The sequence below is a fragment of the Nitrospina sp. P1_D6 genome, assembly GCF_052156615.1.
Lineage (GTDB): Bacteria > Nitrospinota > Nitrospinia > Nitrospinales > Nitrospinaceae > Nitrospina.
This window is the reverse complement of sequence record NZ_JBQKUN010000001.1, coordinates 558,878-576,481: the sequence shown is the minus strand read 5'-3', so window position 1 is coordinate 576,481 and position 17,604 is coordinate 558,878. Positions and strand designations below refer to the sequence as shown.

18 protein-coding genes are annotated in these 17,604 nt (G+C 56.6%); 8 read left to right on the top strand and 10 right to left on the bottom strand.

Annotated features, from left to right (window positions below; translation table 11 throughout):
• Window positions 1-22 precede the first annotated feature (22 nt).
• From ACTRXA_RS02685 to ACTRXA_RS02640, 10 genes are all read right to left on the bottom strand, one after another.
• Complete coding sequence (locus ACTRXA_RS02685) at window positions 23-712, bottom strand: tetratricopeptide repeat protein (RefSeq protein ID WP_442425662.1); 690 nt, start codon at window positions 710-712, stop codon at window positions 23-25.
• Between the two features lie 71 nt (window positions 713-783).
• Complete coding sequence (locus ACTRXA_RS02680) at window positions 784-2,487, bottom strand: BatD family protein (RefSeq protein ID WP_442425661.1); 1,704 nt, start codon at window positions 2,485-2,487, stop codon at window positions 784-786.
• Between the two features lie 115 nt (window positions 2,488-2,602).
• Complete coding sequence (locus tag ACTRXA_RS02675; protein WP_442425660.1) at window positions 2,603-3,421, bottom strand: tetratricopeptide repeat protein; 819 nt, start codon at window positions 3,419-3,421, stop codon at window positions 2,603-2,605.
• Window positions 3,422-3,583: 162 nt separating this feature from the next.
• On the bottom strand, window positions 3,584-4,288 hold the full coding sequence (locus tag ACTRXA_RS02670; protein WP_442425659.1) for a Bax inhibitor-1/YccA family protein: 705 nt from the start codon (window positions 4,286-4,288) through the stop codon (window positions 3,584-3,586).
• A gap of 112 nt (window positions 4,289-4,400) precedes the next feature.
• On the bottom strand, window positions 4,401-5,390 hold the full coding sequence (locus ACTRXA_RS02665; RefSeq protein WP_442425658.1) for a vWA domain-containing protein: 990 nt from the start codon (window positions 5,388-5,390) through the stop codon (window positions 4,401-4,403).
• Between the two features lies 1 nt (window position 5,391).
• A complete protein-coding gene (locus ACTRXA_RS02660) occupies window positions 5,392-6,390 on the bottom strand; it encodes a vWA domain-containing protein (protein WP_442425657.1) in 999 nt (332 codons plus the stop codon).
• 6 nt (window positions 6,391-6,396) lie between these two features.
• Window positions 6,397-7,419 carry a hypothetical protein gene (locus tag ACTRXA_RS02655; RefSeq protein WP_442425656.1) on the bottom strand — a complete coding sequence of 341 codons (1,023 nt, stop codon included), beginning with the start codon at window positions 7,417-7,419 and terminating at the stop codon, window positions 6,397-6,399.
• Window positions 7,420-7,422: 3 nt separating this feature from the next.
• Entirely contained in the window at window positions 7,423-7,992 is a 570-nt protein-coding gene (locus ACTRXA_RS02650) for a hypothetical protein (protein WP_442425655.1), read from the bottom strand.
• Window positions 7,993-7,998: 6 nt separating this feature from the next.
• A complete protein-coding gene (locus ACTRXA_RS02645) occupies window positions 7,999-8,955 on the bottom strand; it encodes a DUF58 domain-containing protein (protein ID WP_442425654.1) in 957 nt (318 codons plus the stop codon).
• A 13-nt stretch (window positions 8,956-8,968) separates the two neighbouring features.
• Window positions 8,969-9,961: an AAA family ATPase gene (locus ACTRXA_RS02640; protein WP_442425653.1), complete on the bottom strand. Its 993-nt coding sequence runs from the start codon at window positions 9,959-9,961 to the stop codon at window positions 8,969-8,971.
• 181 nt (window positions 9,962-10,142) lie between these two features.
• On the opposite strand from ACTRXA_RS02640, the gene ACTRXA_RS02635 reads away from it, so the two are divergent.
• The 8 genes from ACTRXA_RS02635 to ACTRXA_RS02600 all read left to right on the top strand — a co-directional run bounded on the left by ACTRXA_RS02635 (window position 10,143) and on the right by ACTRXA_RS02600 (window position 17,603).
• Window positions 10,143-11,036: a hypothetical protein gene (locus tag ACTRXA_RS02635; protein WP_442425652.1), complete on the top strand. Its 894-nt coding sequence runs from the start codon at window positions 10,143-10,145 to the stop codon at window positions 11,034-11,036.
• 118 nt (window positions 11,037-11,154) lie between these two features.
• Entirely contained in the window at window positions 11,155-11,991 is an 837-nt protein-coding gene (locus ACTRXA_RS02630) for a hypothetical protein (protein WP_442425651.1), read from the top strand.
• A 52-nt stretch (window positions 11,992-12,043) separates the two neighbouring features.
• The gene (locus ACTRXA_RS02625; RefSeq protein ID WP_442425650.1) at window positions 12,044-12,871 is read left to right on the top strand and encodes a WD40/YVTN/BNR-like repeat-containing protein; all 828 of its coding nucleotides are present in this window, start codon (window positions 12,044-12,046) and stop codon (window positions 12,869-12,871) included.
• Between the two features lie 197 nt (window positions 12,872-13,068).
• Entirely contained in the window at window positions 13,069-14,562 is a 1,494-nt protein-coding gene (gene trpE / locus ACTRXA_RS02620) for an anthranilate synthase component I (RefSeq protein WP_442425649.1), read from the top strand.
• Window positions 14,559-15,170 (top strand): aminodeoxychorismate/anthranilate synthase component II, encoded by a 612-nt coding sequence (gene pabA / locus ACTRXA_RS02615; RefSeq protein ID WP_442425648.1) that lies wholly within the window; start codon window positions 14,559-14,561, stop codon window positions 15,168-15,170. The genes trpE and pabA overlap by 4 nt, the downstream gene beginning before the upstream one ends.
• Window positions 15,145-16,176 carry an anthranilate phosphoribosyltransferase gene (gene trpD / locus ACTRXA_RS02610; protein ID WP_442425647.1) on the top strand — a complete coding sequence of 344 codons (1,032 nt, stop codon included), beginning with the start codon at window positions 15,145-15,147 and terminating at the stop codon, window positions 16,174-16,176. The genes pabA and trpD overlap by 26 nt, the downstream gene beginning before the upstream one ends.
• A gap of 10 nt (window positions 16,177-16,186) precedes the next feature.
• Window positions 16,187-16,999 (top strand): indole-3-glycerol phosphate synthase TrpC, encoded by an 813-nt coding sequence (gene trpC, locus ACTRXA_RS02605; RefSeq protein WP_442425646.1) that lies wholly within the window; start codon window positions 16,187-16,189, stop codon window positions 16,997-16,999.
• A complete protein-coding gene (locus ACTRXA_RS02600) occupies window positions 16,974-17,603 on the top strand; it encodes a phosphoribosylanthranilate isomerase (protein ID WP_442425645.1) in 630 nt (209 codons plus the stop codon). Before trpC ends, ACTRXA_RS02600 begins: the two co-directional genes overlap by 26 nt.
• Window position 17,604: the final 1 nt, after the last annotated feature.

The window sequence follows — 17,604 nt, the reverse complement described above, 5'->3', positions numbered from 1 at the left end:
GAATCCGGGGTGGGTCGAAGCGTCAGGTTCCGACCTGGTCGTCTTGTGCCCGGATCCACCCCCCGGTTTCATCCGGAAAAATCAGGTGGTACCACCCATCTTTTTCCGCCGTAATTTTTCCGACGGCCCCCTCATGGAGCCGGAAAAGGACCGGTTTTTCCGGTCCCTTCTCTGCATGCACGGCAATGTCCTTTGCCAGCACCACCGCATACCGATCGGCGTCGTAAAAAAAACGGGCCAGCGTGGATACCAGAACCAATCCCAACAACCCCAGCGCAATATTTCGTGTCAAACGGGTGGCGTGCCCGGGGTGGACGATCAACACACTCCACGCCACCCATAAAAGTAAGTTCACGCCCGCCAATGTCCAGATGTGCTCTTCCAGAGTCACATCCTCAAGCCAGAAGAACACCGTGGTCCACACGTTGGGAAACCGCCAGTCCGTCCGGTCCACGGTTTTCGCCAGTGTGAAAATCAGGTTGGCCTCCACCTTCTCGTCACGGGGCAGGCGTTGTTGTGCTTTCAGGTAATGAAGGATGGCTTTTCCGGTTTGGTTGGTGCGGTAATATGCGTTTCCCAGGTTGAAATGCAGACGACCGTTATCGAAACCTGATTGAAGTACGGACTCGTACACGTTGATCGCTTGTTTGTATTTCTGTTCCATGTAGAGGCGATTGGCCGATGCGATGCGTTCCTGGACTTCTCCGGCCAAGGCCCCGCCTGCCAAGAATAAAACAGCCCAAAGCAAGATCATTACCTGGATTGCGAACCTGGGAAGGCGCATCAAGAATTCTCCAGTTTCTCGATAAGGCGGCGGGATTCGGCCAGAAGCGCCTCCGTGTCGCCTTGCCCCGCGGCGTATTGCAGGGATTCGTATTTTTCCAGCAAGTCGCGTGTCTCAACAATATGTTCTTCGCGGAATTCACGTTGCCGCAACTGCTCTTCCACTTCCCGCGAGGTGAATGCGGTTCCCTTCAGGTTCAGCCGATCGCCTATGTAAGTGCGCACGATCTGTGACAGCTCCCGTACCATTTCGCGAGCGCCGCCGTTGCGTTCTGAAGTCAGCCGATTCAGGCGTTCCTGCGCCTGACGAAAAGCTTCCATCCGGCGTTTGTAGGCGGTGTCGAATTTCATGCGCTGGCGCTTGCGGTGGAGCGGGACAAAAAACAAAAAAACCGCCGGGGGAACGAACAGTGCCAGCACCACAGTCAACCAGAACCAGCCAGAACGACTCCGGTCGGTGAATTCCTGCATGTCCAAATACAAAGGATTGATGTCTTCAATCGGCTCGCGTTGCGGGCCTCCGGTGGACGAGCTTTCCGGTTGCGGTTCCACCGCATTCAACTCTTGTGAGTCCTTTGTGGGAGTCACTTCCACCGTTTGCAGTTCGGTTTGGACCGTACGATATGAATGAACCCGTGGTTCGAAAAAGTTGAGGGTGATTGCGGGAAATGTCAGCGTACCCGCTTTCAGCGGAACCAGAGCATACTTGAACACTTTTTCCCCCTGCACCGTTTTATCGCCGCCCGTGCGGGTGAACTCCGGCTGGTCCGCGTAAACCTTAAAGTCTCCTCCGCTGTCCGGGAGTTCCAGCAGCGCATCCTGCGGATTGCCCTCACCCGTCACCGTGACAGTGAGGGTCATCGTTTCCCCCTGCGCCAGCTGGGTTCGGCTGAACCGGGTATTCATTTGGAACTGTCCCACCAGGCCGGAAAACGGTTCCGGCCGGTTTTTCTCCGGAAGCGGCAACACCTCGAGCTCGATGGGATCGGTTCGCAGGATTTTGTGTTTCAATTTGAATTGGTTGTGAAAAAACGGACTCTGGAAAAAAGGGTCGTCAAAAAAAGGATCTCCGGAACGCCGCCGGCCTGAGGGGGTTTGTTCAACCATATCCAACTCGATCAGGGCCGAGGGGATTGTGACCCGTCCCGCTTTTAAAGGATAGATTCCGGTGTTCCACTCGTACACATCGTAGCGGATTCCATTCAGCACGCGGCTGTACTGTTTCGGCGGTCCCAGTTCTTCCTTGCGAAAAGCGTCCAACGGAAAATCGACCTTAACATTGCGCACAGTGGCCTGGCGGTACACCTTCAGAGTGATGGGCAACAACTCGTTGACGTAGGGCTGGTGTGTGGGGACCGTGGCCTCTGCAAAAACAGGAAGCTTTCCCTGGTTGGGTGCCGCGCCTTTACGTACGGTTATGGCAATGGGTGCGGTGATGTAGGGATTGCCGTCGATCTCAAACTTGAACGGACCGATGGTGAAGTCACCGGATTGTTTTGGGATCAGCTGGAAATGGAACGTGGTCGATGCGGTTCGTATTCCGTTGATGATTTGAAGTGAGGTGGCGCGACCCCCGGTACGGATCGAAAATCCGGGCAGGGGCGGAGGCTCAGGTTCCGGCGCATCCTGCGTCCCTTCCACCACCACTTCCAAATTCACCACGTCTTCCAGAGTGATCTCGGTGTTGTTCACCGAAGCACTCACGCGGATTTCCTGCGCCCAAACTCCGCTGGGTAAGAACAGAGCAAACCAGGCACAAAAGAGAAGCGGGGAGAACGGTTTTATCCACGGTGTGGGGTTGTTCCTGGGCATGGTTCCATCACCAGTCCTTTCCCTGATCCTTGAACAAATCCTGCATCTCTCCCTGCAACTGGCGGCGCTTGAACTTCTTGAGATCCTCGCTCAACGATCCCAACAGCCGCTCGGCCTCTTCCTGGGTCAAGGGCGCAGCCTCTTTCAACATGGCGTTCATTTTTTTCTGTTCGGGAGAAGAAGGAGCGGGCGGGGTTTTGTCGGTCATCTGCTCCTGCGGCTCTTCTTTCTTCTTATTTTTTTCCGGTTCCTGTTCTGCGGTCCGGGTTTCCTCGGCCGGTTCGGGCTGTTCGTTGGCCTCACCGTGTCTTGCCTGTTCCGTGGATTCAGATTGGGAAGTTTCGGGCGGGGCCTGTTTCTGTTCCTTGCCGGGTTGCGGTTTTCCCTTATCCATATTGCGAGGCATCATCTGTCCGGATGCGATGGCCTGTTCCAGCTGGCGCTTGGCGAACTCGTAATTGAATTTGCTGTCCTCATCTTTGGGATTGAGTTCAAGCGCTTTTTTGTAAGACTCCATCGCCCGGTCCAGCGCACCCAGCCGAAACCAGGCGTTGCCCTGGTTGTACCAGGTTTTCTGTTTGAGAGCCGGCGGGGTGTCGCCGGAGAGTACCTTGCCGTAGTCCTCGATGGCCGCCTCGTAGCGGCCCAGCCGGTACTTGGCGTTGCCGGCGTTGTATCGTACGGTGGGATTTTCCGGATCCAGGGCTTCCGCTTCACTGAACTTCCTTGCCGCCTGATCGAATTGCTCCTCATTGTAATAGGCGATGCCCTCGCGTGCGGACTCCGGCAGATCTTCCGCGAAAGTGGGCAGGGGATTCCATCCCAATGCGGCTGCAAATATTAGCGTTATAACCGGTTTTTGTAGAAGATTTCGCATGATCCCTGGAAGTTTAGCACGCCTGCCTGTGTGACGTGCGAAACGAAAAAAGGGATTCCCGCACCGGGAATCCCTTTTCGTTATTCAAACCGCCGTGGAAGAACCGAGGCTTCAGCGCCGGTCTCCCATGATGCGGAGGAGCATCAGGAACAGGTTGATGAAGTCCAGGTACAACTTGAGGGCGCCCTGGATGGCTTCCTTGGTGTCTTCATCGGTGCCTTCGTTACCGAGGATGTTCATCTGCTTGATCATCTGGGTGTCGTAGGCCGTGAGGCCGACAAAGATCAGCACGCCCGCGTAGGTGACCACCCAGTAAACGGCTTCATTCTGCAGAAAGATGTTCACCACTGAGGCGATGATGATGCCGATGAGGCCCATGAACAGAAAGCTGCCCCACGAGGTGAGGTCCTTCTTGGTAGTGTAACCATAGAAACTCATCGCACCGAAGGTGCCCGCCGTCACCAGAAAGGTGGAGGTGATCGATGCCGCGGTGTACACCATGAAAATGGCGGAAAAGGTCAAACCCGTCAGGCCGGCGTACAGAATGAAAACGCCCGTTGCCTGGCTCGCGGACATCTTCATGACCGAGGACGCGAGGTAGAAGACCAGGCCGATCTGGGCGATGATCAAAACGATCGGAACGATGGGATTCCCGAAAATCAGTTTCATCAAAGGTTCGGTATTGGCCACCAGCCACGCCACACCACCGGTCATGGCGAGACCCGCCGTCATCCAGTTATAGACCCGGACCATGAACCGCTGTTGTTCGGCGGCAATGGCATCCTGACTCATGTATGAGGTCCGATTGGGCTGCATCGTTATAAACTCCTTGAATTATTTATAGTATCTGCCCAAGTTCCGCAGATTCGATATTATATAAGACGCGGCCCATGCCGCGTCAAGTCCGGTTTTTCCCTTATTTATTATCTCATTTTTCGCGGACCATGCGCTCTCCTAAAAGGCATACCAGCCCCAGCGCGATGAACCATTGAAACCGTTCCTGCCAGCGTTTCCGCCGGGTGGTGCGCAGCTCTTTTTTTTCGACCCGTTGTTTGATGTCCTCAAGATAGATTTTATTCAGGTCCATGTCTCCAAGCACGGACCTCACATAACTGCCGCCGGTGGAAAGGGCCACCTGTTGCAGGACGGCTTCGTTGAGACGGGTGAGGACGATTTCTCCCTTACGGTCCCGCTTGAATCCGCGCTGCCTTTCGGAATCGGGAATGGGAGCGCCTTCCTCCGCGCCGATGCCGATGACGAACACTTTCACTCCCTGCTCGTTGGCGTACTGGGCCGCGGCCAGCGCGTCGCCTTCATGGTCCTCTCCATCCGTGATCAGGATGATGGCTTTCGATTTTTTTTCCACTGAACTGAAGGCCTTGACGGCGGTACGGATGGCATGACCGATCGCCGTACCCTGGGTGGGTATGAGGTCGGTCCCCAATACATTCAGGAACATCCTGGCTGCGTTGTAGTCGAGGGTCAGCGGGCATTGCAGAATGCTGGAGCCTGCAAACGCGACCAGGCCGATGCGGTCCCCTTCCAGGAGGTGGATGAGGTCGGCCACCTCATGCTTGGCCCGTTCCAGCCGGTTGGGCTGGATGTCGCTTGCCAGCATGCTCTGCGATACGTCCACCGCCACGATGATATCCACCCCTTCCTGTTTCAAATCCTCCCATTCGTACCCCCAGCGTGGCTGGGCGAGGGCCAGAATAAAGAAAAATATCGCGAGGACCATCAAGGTGGTTTTTTTTCTTTGTTTTTCCCTTACGCGCGGGGGCACCAGCCGGCCTAGCAGGGAAGAGGAGGCGAATCGCGCAGCCTGTTCGCGCTTGCGGTTTCCCGACCATATGAAAAATCCAATCAGGAATGCCAGCCCCATCAGCAAAAGCAAATATTCCGGCAGACCGAATCGCATCTTATGGGATTCTCCTCAAGCGGGTTTGTGCCAGCGTGATTTCCGTTATCAACAACAGCAGGCCCGGAATCAGGAAATAGGGAAACAGTTCCTTGAATTCCGAGTGATCGATCCACTTCACCTCGGATTTTTCGAGCTGATCGATCTGCGCGTAAATCTTTTTGAGGGAGTCGGTGTCCATGGCCCGGAAATACTTGCCGTTCGTGGTGTCGGCGATTTCTTTCAGTGACTCCTCATCCATCTCCACGTCCTGCATGATCATCTGGCGGCCGAGAATTCCGTCGAACACGAACGGCACTTTGCCGCGGGTGCCTACGCCGACCGTGTAAATCTTGATGCCGAAGGTGGCGGCGATCTCCGCGGCCTGCCGGGGTGGGATGCTCCCCGCGTTGTTGCGTCCGTCGGTGAGCAGGATGATGACTTTGGATTTGGATTCGAGGTCCTTGAGCCGTTTGACCGCGATGGCGATGGCGGAGCCAATGGCGGTGGAATCACCCGCCACACCGATGTCAAGCCGGCTTAAAAACTCCTGCAGTATGTTGTGGTCCAGCGTCAACGGGCACTGCGTGAATGCCTCGTTCCCGAACACCACCATACCCATTCGGTCAAACTCGCGCCCGTCAATGAACTCGCTCACCACGTCTTTTACGATGGTCAGGCGGTCCACCGGTTGGTCCTTTTTTTTGAAGTCCATCGCCTGCATGCTGGCTGACGTATCGAGCGCAAGCATGATGTCCACACCGTGTGTCAGGATCTCCGTGCTCTTTCTTCCTTCCTGCGGACGGGCGAGGGCGATGACGATCAATATCACCGCGAGGCAACGCAGGATCAACGGCAACTGCACCAGGAAAGAAACATGGGAGGGAAGGATGCGCCGCAGTGTGTTCAGGGAAGAAAAGGGGAATGCCGCCGGGCGGTTCCGGTAATGCTGGTACACCATCCATGGAATCGCCAGAAGTAAAAGAAACAGCCACGGATTTGCAAACTGGAAATAAGTCATAACACGTCAGATGGGGGCCGCTGGCGATTTCTGGCTGGAACCCAGGTCGCGTCGCGGTTTTGTGTCCTCTATAAACTGCCTGACCGCCTGAATATTTTCCAGACACGTAGAAGCATCACTTTCCACGTTGGCGAATTTGACCCAGTCGGTACGGTGCAGAATACCCAAGGCCCGTTGGGCCAGTTCCTGGGGGAAATGTTTGCGGAAAAGCAGGTTCTGTACGATTTCTTCAGTGGTCCAGTCCAGTGCCGGCACGGAATAAAGCGCGCCCAGGTAACGGCGGAAAATTTCCGACAATTCAAATTGGTGTTCGCGGAACCGTTCCTGTTCGATCCATTGTTTTCGGTTCAGCGTGTCCAGCTCATCCAGCGCGATTTCATGAGGTTCACGGATCACGGATTGCGGTTTCCGTTCCCGGGGAACTTTTTTCACAAAAATTTTACGTCCGATGAAGTACAGGAACATCAACCCAACGAGGCCGGCAAGCGCGTACAGGGCATAACGCCGCCAGGGAGGCCCCGCACCGACGATGGGCTTGATGTCGCGAATGTCTTTCGGGTCGCCGTCCTTGAACAGTACCGACCGCACTTCCACCACCGCACCGGGGGCCTGGATTTCGCCGGGTCCCATTTGCGATGGATCAGCCAGAGGGGGACCGGTGAAGTGGACGGGAATTTCCGGAATGTTGTAGTAGCCGACCTCCATTGCCCGGAACTTGAAAACAAACTCGTCGGCCACGCGTCCGCCGGGTTGCTGCCTGGTTTTCGCACCCTGGTCAAGGAACTCGAACTTCTCAAAATGCTGAAACGGATTGGGGGGCTTGATTTGAAATTCCGGCGGATGCGTCACTGTTAACGTGTAGGTGACCGTATCGCCAATGGTGGCTCTCTGTGGTTCGATTTGCGCCGTGGCGGTGACCGGAGGGAGCTGGGTATTTTGGGCGAACGCTTCCCCGGAAAAACAGAGCAACGCAATTCCCAGCCACAGGAATTTGGTTCCAATTTTATTGTTGCATAGATGCTGCCACATGGCTCACGGGTTCGCTTTCAACTGATGCAGACAGCCGTCGATACGCTTGTTGCGATCTTCCGACCACGGCGCATCTTTCACCGCAACCTCGGAATGAAAAAACCAGACCAGTGCCTCCCCGCAGTTGCCCAGTTCCATATATAACCCCCCCATGATGTAGGCGACGTTCGACCGCGTTTCCAGGTTGAGATTCGGATTTTCCAGGTACGCCTCGTACTGGATGACCGCCTGTTCGTATAAACCCGAGTCCCGAAGTTTTTCGGCGACGGTCAAGGCCTGCGTGCTCCAAACCGTGGAGCCGGAGGGGGCCTGGGCGGCGGTCTCCTCTTCCGATGGCATGGACTTTTTGAACAGCATGGCGGTGAAGATTCCGAACGCGACGAAGGTGATAATGGTGAGAACGATGACGAATGTCTTTAGCTTCGTACTCACCCCTTCGGTTGGAATCTGGAAAGCGGAAGGAGTGCCCTTTGCCGGGGGTTCCGCTTGACGCGATGCCTTGGGTGGCGGCCGCTTGGGGCTGGTCGGGTCGTCACCGGTGGTACGTGTGTTCTGTTCATTCAAATCGGACATGCTTCCTCAGTGTTTTTTTTCTCTCATTTTAAAAAACTGGACGATTGGCTTCACCAGCGACCGGTCCGAGCGGATTTCAATATGATCCACCCCCGCCGAGCGAAGAGCAGCCTGGAGTTCCCTCCGTTCGCGCTCTTTTTCCACTGCGTACCGCTTGCGAAAAGCGGGGTCGCTGGTATCCACCCACAACGATTCTTCGGTTTCCTTGTCTTCAAGTTGAACCAGGCCGGCGTCTGGCAACTCCACTTCCCGCGGGTCGAGTATGTTGATGGCGACCAGGTCGTGCTTCTTCCGCGCCCGGCGGAGGCGGTCCATGTAATCCTCCGCCTGGAAATCGGAGATGAGGAAGGCGATGGATTTCCGTTTCTGCACTTTCAACAGGTATTCAAGCGGCAGGCTCAAATTTGTCCGGTGGCCTTCCGGCTCAAAGGTGAGGATGGTGCGGATGACGTTCCAGATATGGGCACGGCCTTTTTGCGGACGTATGAAGTGTTCGATCTGGTCGGAGAACACGATCAACCCCACCTTGTCGTTGTTTTTGATGGCGGCGAAGGCGAGGATGGATGCCACCTCCGCCGCCACCTCGTTTTTGAAGGCGTAGTGCGAGCCGAACCCGCCGGAACCGCTGACGTCCACCATCAGCATCACCGTCAATTCCCGCTCTTCGCGGTATTCCTTGATGAACGGATGGTCCAGCCGGGCTGTCACATTCCAGTCGATACGCCGGATATCGTCACCGGGTTGATACTCCCGCACCTCGCGGAATTCCATGCCGTGCCCCTTGAAGGCAGAGACATACTCTCCCACCATCATGTGGTTGACCAGGTGATTGGTTTTCACCTGAATGTCCCGGATCTTTTGAATCAACTCCGAGGAAATCTCCAACGCATCCCGGTACTGCGGGGCCGGGGGGGGCGCAGGTTTGAAGGGTGCTGAAATTTTATCGATCAGGTTGCCGAACATGGCGGCCCCTCCTTCATGGAACTTCCACAGTGTCGAAAATCTTTTTCAGCACATCGTCGGACGTGATGTTCTCGGCTTCCGCCTCGTAGGTGAGGATGATACGGTGGCGCAGGATGTCGAGGCCGATGGTTTTGATGTCGTGCGGCACCACAAAGCCGCGTCCCTGCATGAAAGCATACGCTTTTGCCACGCGGTTGAGAAAAATCGAGGCCCGCGGGGAGGCGCCGTAGTCAATCATGCTGGCCAGGTTTTCCAATCGGTATTCGCCCGGAAAACGGGTGGCGTTGACTAAATTCACGATGTAATCCTGCAGGTTGTCGTCGATATAAATCTCGTCGAACACCGCTCGAGCCGCCAGGATGTCCTTCGGGTGGATCACCGGCTTGATCTCGATATGGCTGTTGGTTGTGGCCATGCGCTGCAGGATGCGTTTTTCTTCGTCCTTGGAGGGATACCCGATTTTGAGCTTGAACAGGAAGCGGTCCACTTGGGCCTCGGGCAAGGGGTAGGTCCCTTCCTGCTCGATGGGATTCTGTGTCGCCATCACCAGGAACGGCTGTTCCAGAGGAAAGGTCTCCCCCCCGATGGTGATCTGGCGCTCTTCCATGGCTTCCAGCAGGGCGCTCTGCACCTTTGCCGGGGCGCGGTTGATTTCGTCCGCCAGAATGATGTTGGCAAACAGGGGTCCTTTTTTAATAACAAACTCTCCGGTTTTCGGCTGATAAATCTGGGTGCCGATGAGGTCCGCGGGCAGCAGGTCCGGAGTGAACTGGATGCGCTTGTAGCTGGCTTCAATGGTCTGGGCGAGGGTTTTGACGGCGGTGGTCTTGGCCAGTCCCGGCACGCCCTCTACGAGGATGTGCTCGTTGGTCAGCAGGCCCAGAATGAGGCGCTCGATCAGGTAACGCTGGCCCACCATGACGCGTTCCATCTCCGCGACGATGGCCGGAACGAAATGACTGGCCTGTTTGACCCTATCGGTGATTTCCTGTATGTCTTGCGGCATCGGTGCAATCCTGAATGAAATTAAGACGTAACAATATAGCAACCCCGGCATGGGGCCACAACTCCTGATGGCAGGGCCCGGACCCGGCCTGTTGAAATTATATCTTTACAAAAACGTTGATTTTTCTACAATAGGCGATTCATGTCTTCAAATCCCTGACTTTAATTCCTAGAAGTGAGCCATGGCGGATACCGAATCGATTATCAAGGAAGGCCTGAACATCGAAAACAGCGAACTCGATCTGCGCGAGCGCGAAATCGGCGATGAGGACCTGAAAAACATCGTCCAAAGCGACCAGATCAAGGACATCACCGCGATATTCCTGGAGTTCAACGAGGTTGGCGATGAGGGCGTTCAGGCCCTGCTCGACTGCAAGGAAATGAAGAACCTCACCGTCCTCAACCTGTTCAAAAACCAGGTGACGGATGCCGGACTGGCCGCAATGTGCAAGTCCAAAACCATGCTCAACCTGTCCGAACTGATTTTGAGCGACAATAAAATCACCGCCGAAGGCGCAAAAGCGCTGGCCAAATCCACCATTCTGGGCAACCTGGTCTCGCTTTGGGTGGGGGACGGACTGGAGGATGAGGGCGCTGCAGCTATTGCCGAGTCGGAAACTCTCACTCGGCTCAATCTGCTTTCACTCTACCGCAACAACATCGCCGACGAAGGGGCTCTGGCCATTGCCCGGTCAAAAAATCTTTCCAAGCTGACCGAGCTCAACCTCAACTGGAATTATATCGAATCGGACGGGGCCGTCGCCCTGGCGGAATCGGAAACGCTCAAGAATCTCCAGCAGTTGACGTTGACGTACAATCCCATCGGTGACCGCGGGGTGGAGGCCATCGCCAAATCCGAATGCATGCGCAATCTGACCCTGCTCGATCTGTATGAAACCGAGATCACCGACAAGGGGGCACGCGCCATTGCGGAGTCCAAGGTCCTGTCCAATCTGGAAACCCTGATCCTCGTTCACAATGACATCAGTGAGGAGGTGCAGGAGTTGATTCAGAATTCGGAAAACCTGCCCAAGCTGTCCAAAGTGGTGTTCCGGCTCACCCCCGCCGAACATTGACCCCTGTTTGGGGCTGTCTCTATTCGGGGCCGTACCTCGCCTGAAATATCGCTGCGGGGGTGAGACGTCAACGAATACCGTTTCTCAATCTGTTTTTCATTAAGGATCGAAACTAACCATGTTTACGGGCGAAAAACCGGATTTGATGGACATCTGGCCGTTCAACGAGAACAGCATTTATGTTGTGGGCAAAGACGGGATTCCTCAGTACTTCGATGGTGAGTTCTGGACCCCCGAACGGACGGAAAATACCAATCCACTCATGGGGATCTGGGCTGCGCACGAAGACTGCATCTATGCGGTCGGTATCGGTGGAGTGGTCATCCACTACGACGGCAAGGAGTGGACACAGATCGACACCGGCAATTACGACTCACTCAACTCACTGTACGGCTACGATGAATCGCACATATTCATCTTCGGTGTCGGTGGCCGCGTGCTGTTCTGGAACGGGACGTCCTGGGAATATCGCGAGCCCAACACCATTCACGACCTGTTCGGCTTCTGGGGAGCGGACATCAACCGGATCCACGCCGTTGGTGGCGAGGGCATCTACCGCTTCTACGACGGCAAGACCTTCCACCGCCGCGAGGAATTGACCGATGAGCAGACCTCGCTTTACGGCATCTGGGGCGCCGGTGCCGACAGCGTCTATACGGTGGGTTCGTACGGTACTATCCTGCATTTCGACGGCAACGAGTGGACCCGCATGGAAACGGGTACCGAGGAATACATCCTCGCCATCTGGGGGAGTTCCGACGACAACATCTTCGCCGTGGGCGACGCCTCCACTCTGTTGCACTATGACGGGAAGGCTTGGACGCAGATGGAAATTCCCTTTGACTCTTACTTCACCAAGGTGCGAGGGCTTGCGCCGGACAAGGTCTGGGTGTGCGGAGAAAACGGTTGCGTCATCTTCTACGATGGCAAAAAATGGCACGACGTTTCATTGTGATCGCGTAACTCACGCAGCAACGAACCGCTGAAATTTCAAACGGGGATGGGACATGAGCCAGTTGACGAGCAGCAACCTGCTGTCTGTGTACGGCTTCGGCGCCGACAATGTATTCATCGGGGGAGCTGAAGGTACCTGCCTGCACTGGAACGGCAAAGAATGGAACAAGATCGATACCGGCGGACGCTGGACCCTCAAACGGATGTGGGGCACCGCGCCGGACAACCTCTACGCCGTCTGCACCGACGGCAAAATCATCCGCTACAACGGCAAGGAGTGGAAGGCGGAAGACACCGACAGCCTGCCGCCCATGTCCGGTATCTGGGGGTTGGGCGAGAACGAAATCTATGCCTGTTGCCGCATCGGCAAAATCCTCAGGTATGACGGCCAGAACTGGAAATTCATGTCCAGCGGCACGCAGACGGACATCGCCGCCGTCTGGGGCTGGGACCGGGAAAACATGTACGCCGTCGGCTTCGACGGACTGGTGCTGAAACTCCACGATACCGAGTGGAAGCGCATGACCTTCAACTCCAACGCGGAGTTGTACAGCATCTACGGATTCGGCCCCGAGGACATGTATTTCGCCGGGTCTTTCGGTACGCTGATCCACTTCAACGGTAATGATTTCAAGGTGATGCCGACTCCCGTCGAGGACTTCTTCCTCGATGTGTGGGGACCCAGCGAGGAACTGGTGTTCGCGGTGGGTGACGTCGGTCTCATTATCTACCGCGACGGCGACCAGTGGACTCGTATCGAGTCCAATACCGAGGAATACCTCACCGCCATCTGGGGTCCGAACGAAAATGACATGTACGCGGTGGGGGACAACGGCCTCATCCTGCACTGGGACGGCGAGGACTGGAAGGAAGTGGAGTAGGGGCCAAATTCCTGTATCGGCCCTGTTGTTTTCGTCTTTTCCGGAGCGCCCTTCGGGCAGCCGCACGGGCCCGCGCAATCGGCTTGACACCCTCCGCCCCTCGGTGGTACTGTCATTAAACTAACTCATTGAAAATAGACCCTTTCTAAGAGGCCTTTTTCGTGTAGCACAGTGCGTCTGTGCTTTTTTTGTTTGCAATGTACAAACCCTCTCTCGATGACTTCAAGGCCAAGGCGAAACAGGGCAACCTGATTCCAGTTTATAAGGAAATCCTCGCCGATTTGGATACGCCTGTCTCGGCGTTTATGAAAATCCGCGACGGCATGCACGCCTTTCTTCTGGAAAGCGTCGAGGGCGGCGACAAGTGGGCGCGCTACTGCTTCATCGGGTGCAATCCGTCGACGGTTATCCAGACCAAAGGCGATTCGGTCACGGTCCAGACCTCCGGCCAGAACGAAACCCGGCAGTTGAACGGCGAGCAACCGCTGTCAGTGGTGAAGGAGATGCTTTCCCGGTACCAGCCGGTGGCGGTGGACGGCCTGCCGCGCTTCTCCGGCGGGGCGGTGGGGTTCATCGGCTACGACATGGTGCGCTACTTCGAGGACCTGCCGAACCAGACCGAAGACGACCTCGATATCCCGGATTCCTATTTCGTCATCACCGACACGCTTCTCGTGTTCGACAATGTGACGCAGACCATCAAGATCGTTTCCAACGCCCATACGCCGGGGCGCGACCTCGACGAACTGTACCTGGAGACGACGGGCAAGATCGAGGCGCTGGAACGCCTGCTCCGAAAAGACCTGTCGCAACACAGCAACGGCGGCCATCCCTCCCTGCAAAGCAGTCACGCCGAGATCCATTCCAATTTCGAGGAAGAGGAATTCAAAAAAGCGGTTCTCAAGGTCAAGGATTACATCCGCGAGGGGGATGCCATCCAGGTGGTGCTGTCTCAGAGGCTCCGCTTCGAGCTCAAGCAGGACCCGTTCGTACTGTACCGCGCGCTCCGCACCATCAACCCGTCGCCCTACATGTATTACCTGAGCTTCGGCGACATGCAGGTGGTGGGGTCGTCACCGGAGGTGCTGGTGCGGCTGGAGGGCAAGGACGTCGAGGTGCGGCCCATTGCGGGCACCCGCAAGCGCGGCAAAAATGAAGACGAGGACCGGGCACTGGAAAAGGACCTCCTGCAGGATGAAAAGGAGCTGGCCGAGCACATCATGCTGGTGGACCTGGGTCGCAACGACCTGGGCCGGGTGGCGGAAATCCGCAGTGTGGAGGTGAACGAAAAATTCACCATAGAAAGATATTCGCACGTCATGCACATTGTCTCCAACGTTCGCGGTATATTAAAGGAAGGCCTCGACTGCTTCGACGTTTTGGCGGCGGCGTTCCCGGCGGGAACGGTATCCGGCGCGCCCAAAATCCGTGCCATGGAAATCATCGAGGAACTCGAGCCCACGCGGCGCGGCCTTTACGCCGGGGCGGTGGGTTATATCAGTTTCAACGGTAACATGGACACGGCCATCGCCATCCGCACGCTCGTAGTCAAAAACCAGACGGGGTATCTCGGTGTCGGCGCGGGCATCGTCGCTGATTCGGTTCCGGAAAAGGAATTCGAGGAAACCATGAACAAGGGCAGGGCCATGCTGAAGGCGGTGGAACTGGCGGAGAAGGGGTTGGTCTTATGATCCTGATGATCGACAACTACGATTCGTTCACCTACAACCTCGTGCAGTACCTGGGGGAACTGGGAGCGGACATCCGCGTGCACCGCAACGACAAGATCACGGTGGAAGAAATCGAGGGACTCGCGCCGGAGAAGATCGTCATCTCTCCCGGACCCTGCACTCCCACCAAGGCCGGGGTGTCGAAGGACGTGGTCAGGCACTTCGCAGGAAAGATTCCGCTTCTCGGTGTGTGTCTTGGGCACCAGTCGGTGGCCGAAGCGTTCGGCGGCAAGATCGTCAAGGCGGCGAAACTGATGCACGGCAAAACGTCGCAGATCCACCACGACAACAATACCCTGTTCAAGGATCTGCCGGATCCCTTCGAAGCGACGCGGTATCATTCGCTGATTGTCGAACGCGACTCCCTGCCGGATTGTTTCGAGGTGTCGGCATGGACGGTGGAAGGCGAGATCATGGGCATCCGTCATAAAGAACTGCCGGTGGAAGGGGTTCAGTTCCACCCGGAATCGATCCTCACGGTGTACGGCAAAAATCTTCTGAAAAACTTTCTGGACTCGCCGGGTCTGCCGGCGGGGCACGTCGATGGACGCACACAGCATTCTTCATAAAGCGGTCGATGGCCGTGACCTGACCGAAGAGGAGATGATCCACGTCATGACCCTCGTCATGGAGGGGAAGGTGGAGCGGTCGTTCCTCGGTGCGCTCCTGACGGCACTCCGCATGAAGGGAGAGACGGTTTCGGAGATCACCGGCGCCGCCAGAGTGATGCGCGAGAAGGCGGAAAAGCTGGATGCCGACGGCGAGCATTCCGTCGACACCTGTGGCACCGGCGGCGACGGGGCAAACACATTCAACATCTCCACCGCCGTGGCGTTTGTCGTGGCGGGGGCAGGGATCACGGTTGCCAAGCACGGCAACCGCGCGGTGTCCAGTCGCTCCGGTAGCGCGGATGTCCTCAAATGCCTCGGCGTCAATGTTGAGGCGGAAAAGTCCGTTGTTGAAAAATGTTTGAAGGATGTGGGCATGGCGTTCCTGTTTGCGCCGTCGATGCACAAGGCGATGAAACATGCGGCCGACGTGCGCCGCGAACTGGGATTCCGCACCATTTTCAATTTACTCGGACCGCTCACCAATCCGGCGGGCGTTCAGGCGCAGGTGGTGGGGGTGTTCGATGCCAAATGGACCGAACCGCTGGCCAACGTTCTGGACAAACTCGGGTGCCGTCACGCATTTATCGTGCACGGCGAGGACGGGCTCGATGAGATCACCCTCACCGGGCCGACCCAGGTCGCGGAACTCAAGGACGGCACGGTCAAGGCGTATGTGCTGAATCCGCAAGATGTGGGACTGACCTTGTGCAATGCGAAGGATCTGAAAGGCGGCGAGGCCGAAGACAACGCCGAGCTGGTGCGTGGCATTCTAGTGGGTGCGCCCGGACCGAAACGCGATATCGTCCTGCTCAATGCCGCCGCCGCTATCGTGGCTGCGGGCAAAGCCGTCGATTTGCAAGCCGGGATCGATGCGGCGCGCCGGTCCATCGACTCGGGTGCGGCGAAACAGAAACTGGAAGACCTGTGCCGCGTCAGCAACCAGCGTCCCGTCAACGTGCCGTAGGAAATCGATCATGCGCAACATTCTGGACACCATCTTCGAACACAAGAAGGACGACGTCGCCACGGCGAAGCGCGAACGGCCGCTCTCTGAATTGAAGGGGCGGCTGAGCGAGGTGCAGAAAGCGCAGGATGTTCTGGGCATTCTGTCACGTAAGGGGGATGGATCGAACATCATCGCCGAGATCAAGCGGCGTACGCCGTTCAAGGGCGACCTGGTGCAGGACTTTGACGCGATGAAGATTGCGAAGGAATACGCGGACAACGGGGCATCGGCGATCTCCATTCTGACCGACAACAAGTTCTTCGGCGGCAGTCTCGATTATCTTCAGCAGGCGAAGCAGGAGGTGAACATTCCTCTCCTGCGCAAGGATTTCATCTACACCGAGTACCAGGTGTACGAATCGCGGGCGTTCGGCGCGGATTTCTATTTGCTCATCGCCACCTCGCTCGACAAGAACCAGTTGAAGGACCTGATGGCGCTGGGCCACGAACTGGGTTTTACGGCGCTGGTCGAGACGCACAACGAAAAGGATCTGGAGAAGGCGCTGTACGCCGATGCCAAACTGCTCGGTATCAACAATCGCGACCTGACCACGGGCAAGACGGACCTCGCCGTGTCGCGCCGCCTGCTGGGTCAATTGAAAGGCCTGGGCGGGCTGTGCCTGGTGTGTGAAAGCGGTATTTACGAACGCACCCACATCGAGGAATTCGAATCGCTCGGTATGCACGCGTTCTTGATCGGCGAAAGCCTGATGAAGGCGGACTGCATCCCCGAAAAATTACAGGAACTGCGCGGCCATGACAAAACGTCCGTTTCCGGTTAAAGTCAAGGTCTGCGGCATGACCTCTCTGGAAGATACGATGCATGCGGTCGAATGCGGCGCGGATGCGGTAGGCTTCATCTTTTTCAAGAAAAGCCCACGCGCGGTGACGGCCAGACAGGCCAAGGCCATCGCTGAAAAACTGCCGCCGTTCGTGCAGAGGGTCGGCGTGTTCGTCAATGAAACCGCCGAGGTCATCGAGCGCACCGTCAAAACCTGCGGTCTGGATGTTGTGCAGTTGCATGGCGACGAGTCGCCCGCGTTTTGCAAACGCATCGCGGCCAGGGTGGTGAAAGCCATCCGCGTGAAGGATGCGGAATCGGTCAAAGGCCTGTCACGCTATGCCGTCGATGCGTTTCTGCTCGACGCGTACAAGGAAGGCGAGTGGGGCGGCACCGGTGAGCGCTTCAACTGGAGCCTCGTCAAGCAGGCGCGCCAGCACGGCCCGGTGATCCTCGCAGGTGGTCTCGACGCGGAAAACGTCGCTGAAGGCATCCGCGTGTGCCGACCGTATGGGGTGGATGTGTGTTCCGGAGTGGAATCGAAGCCGGGCAAAAAGAACCGGAATAAAGTACGCAAGTTCATTGAAGCCGTAAAAGGAATGTGAC

What these genes read in the sequence shown, in the direction of transcription:
- ACTRXA_RS02670 (WP_442425659.1), bottom strand. Translation starts at nt 4,288, where the DNA reads ATGCAGCCCAATCGGACCTCATACATGAGTCAGGATGCCATTGCCGCC.
- ACTRXA_RS02665 (WP_442425658.1), bottom strand. Translation starts at nt 5,390, where the DNA reads ATGCGATTCGGTCTGCCGGAATATTTGCTTTTGCTGATGGGGCTGGCA.
- ACTRXA_RS02660 (WP_442425657.1), bottom strand. Translation starts at nt 6,390, where the DNA reads ATGACTTATTTCCAGTTTGCAAATCCGTGGCTGTTTCTTTTACTTCTG.
- ACTRXA_RS02655 (WP_442425656.1), bottom strand. Translation starts at nt 7,419, where the DNA reads ATGTGGCAGCATCTATGCAACAATAAAATTGGAACCAAATTCCTGTGG.
- ACTRXA_RS02650 (WP_442425655.1), bottom strand. Translation starts at nt 7,992, where the DNA reads ATGTCCGATTTGAATGAACAGAACACACGTACCACCGGTGACGACCCG.
- ACTRXA_RS02645 (WP_442425654.1), bottom strand. Translation starts at nt 8,955, where the DNA reads ATGTTCGGCAACCTGATCGATAAAATTTCAGCACCCTTCAAACCTGCG.
- ACTRXA_RS02640 (WP_442425653.1), bottom strand. Translation starts at nt 9,961, where the DNA reads ATGCCGCAAGACATACAGGAAATCACCGATAGGGTCAAACAGGCCAGT.
- ACTRXA_RS02635 (WP_442425652.1), top strand. Translation starts at nt 10,143, where the DNA reads ATGGCGGATACCGAATCGATTATCAAGGAAGGCCTGAACATCGAAAAC.
- ACTRXA_RS02630 (WP_442425651.1), top strand. Translation starts at nt 11,155, where the DNA reads ATGTTTACGGGCGAAAAACCGGATTTGATGGACATCTGGCCGTTCAAC.
- ACTRXA_RS02625 (WP_442425650.1), top strand. Translation starts at nt 12,044, where the DNA reads ATGAGCCAGTTGACGAGCAGCAACCTGCTGTCTGTGTACGGCTTCGGC.
- trpE (WP_442425649.1), top strand. Translation starts at nt 13,069, where the DNA reads ATGTACAAACCCTCTCTCGATGACTTCAAGGCCAAGGCGAAACAGGGC.
- pabA (WP_442425648.1), top strand. Translation starts at nt 14,559, where the DNA reads ATGATCCTGATGATCGACAACTACGATTCGTTCACCTACAACCTCGTG.
- trpD (WP_442425647.1), top strand. Translation starts at nt 15,145, where the DNA reads ATGGACGCACACAGCATTCTTCATAAAGCGGTCGATGGCCGTGACCTG.
- trpC (WP_442425646.1), top strand. Translation starts at nt 16,187, where the DNA reads ATGCGCAACATTCTGGACACCATCTTCGAACACAAGAAGGACGACGTC.
- ACTRXA_RS02600 (WP_442425645.1), top strand. Translation starts at nt 16,974, where the DNA reads ATGACAAAACGTCCGTTTCCGGTTAAAGTCAAGGTCTGCGGCATGACC.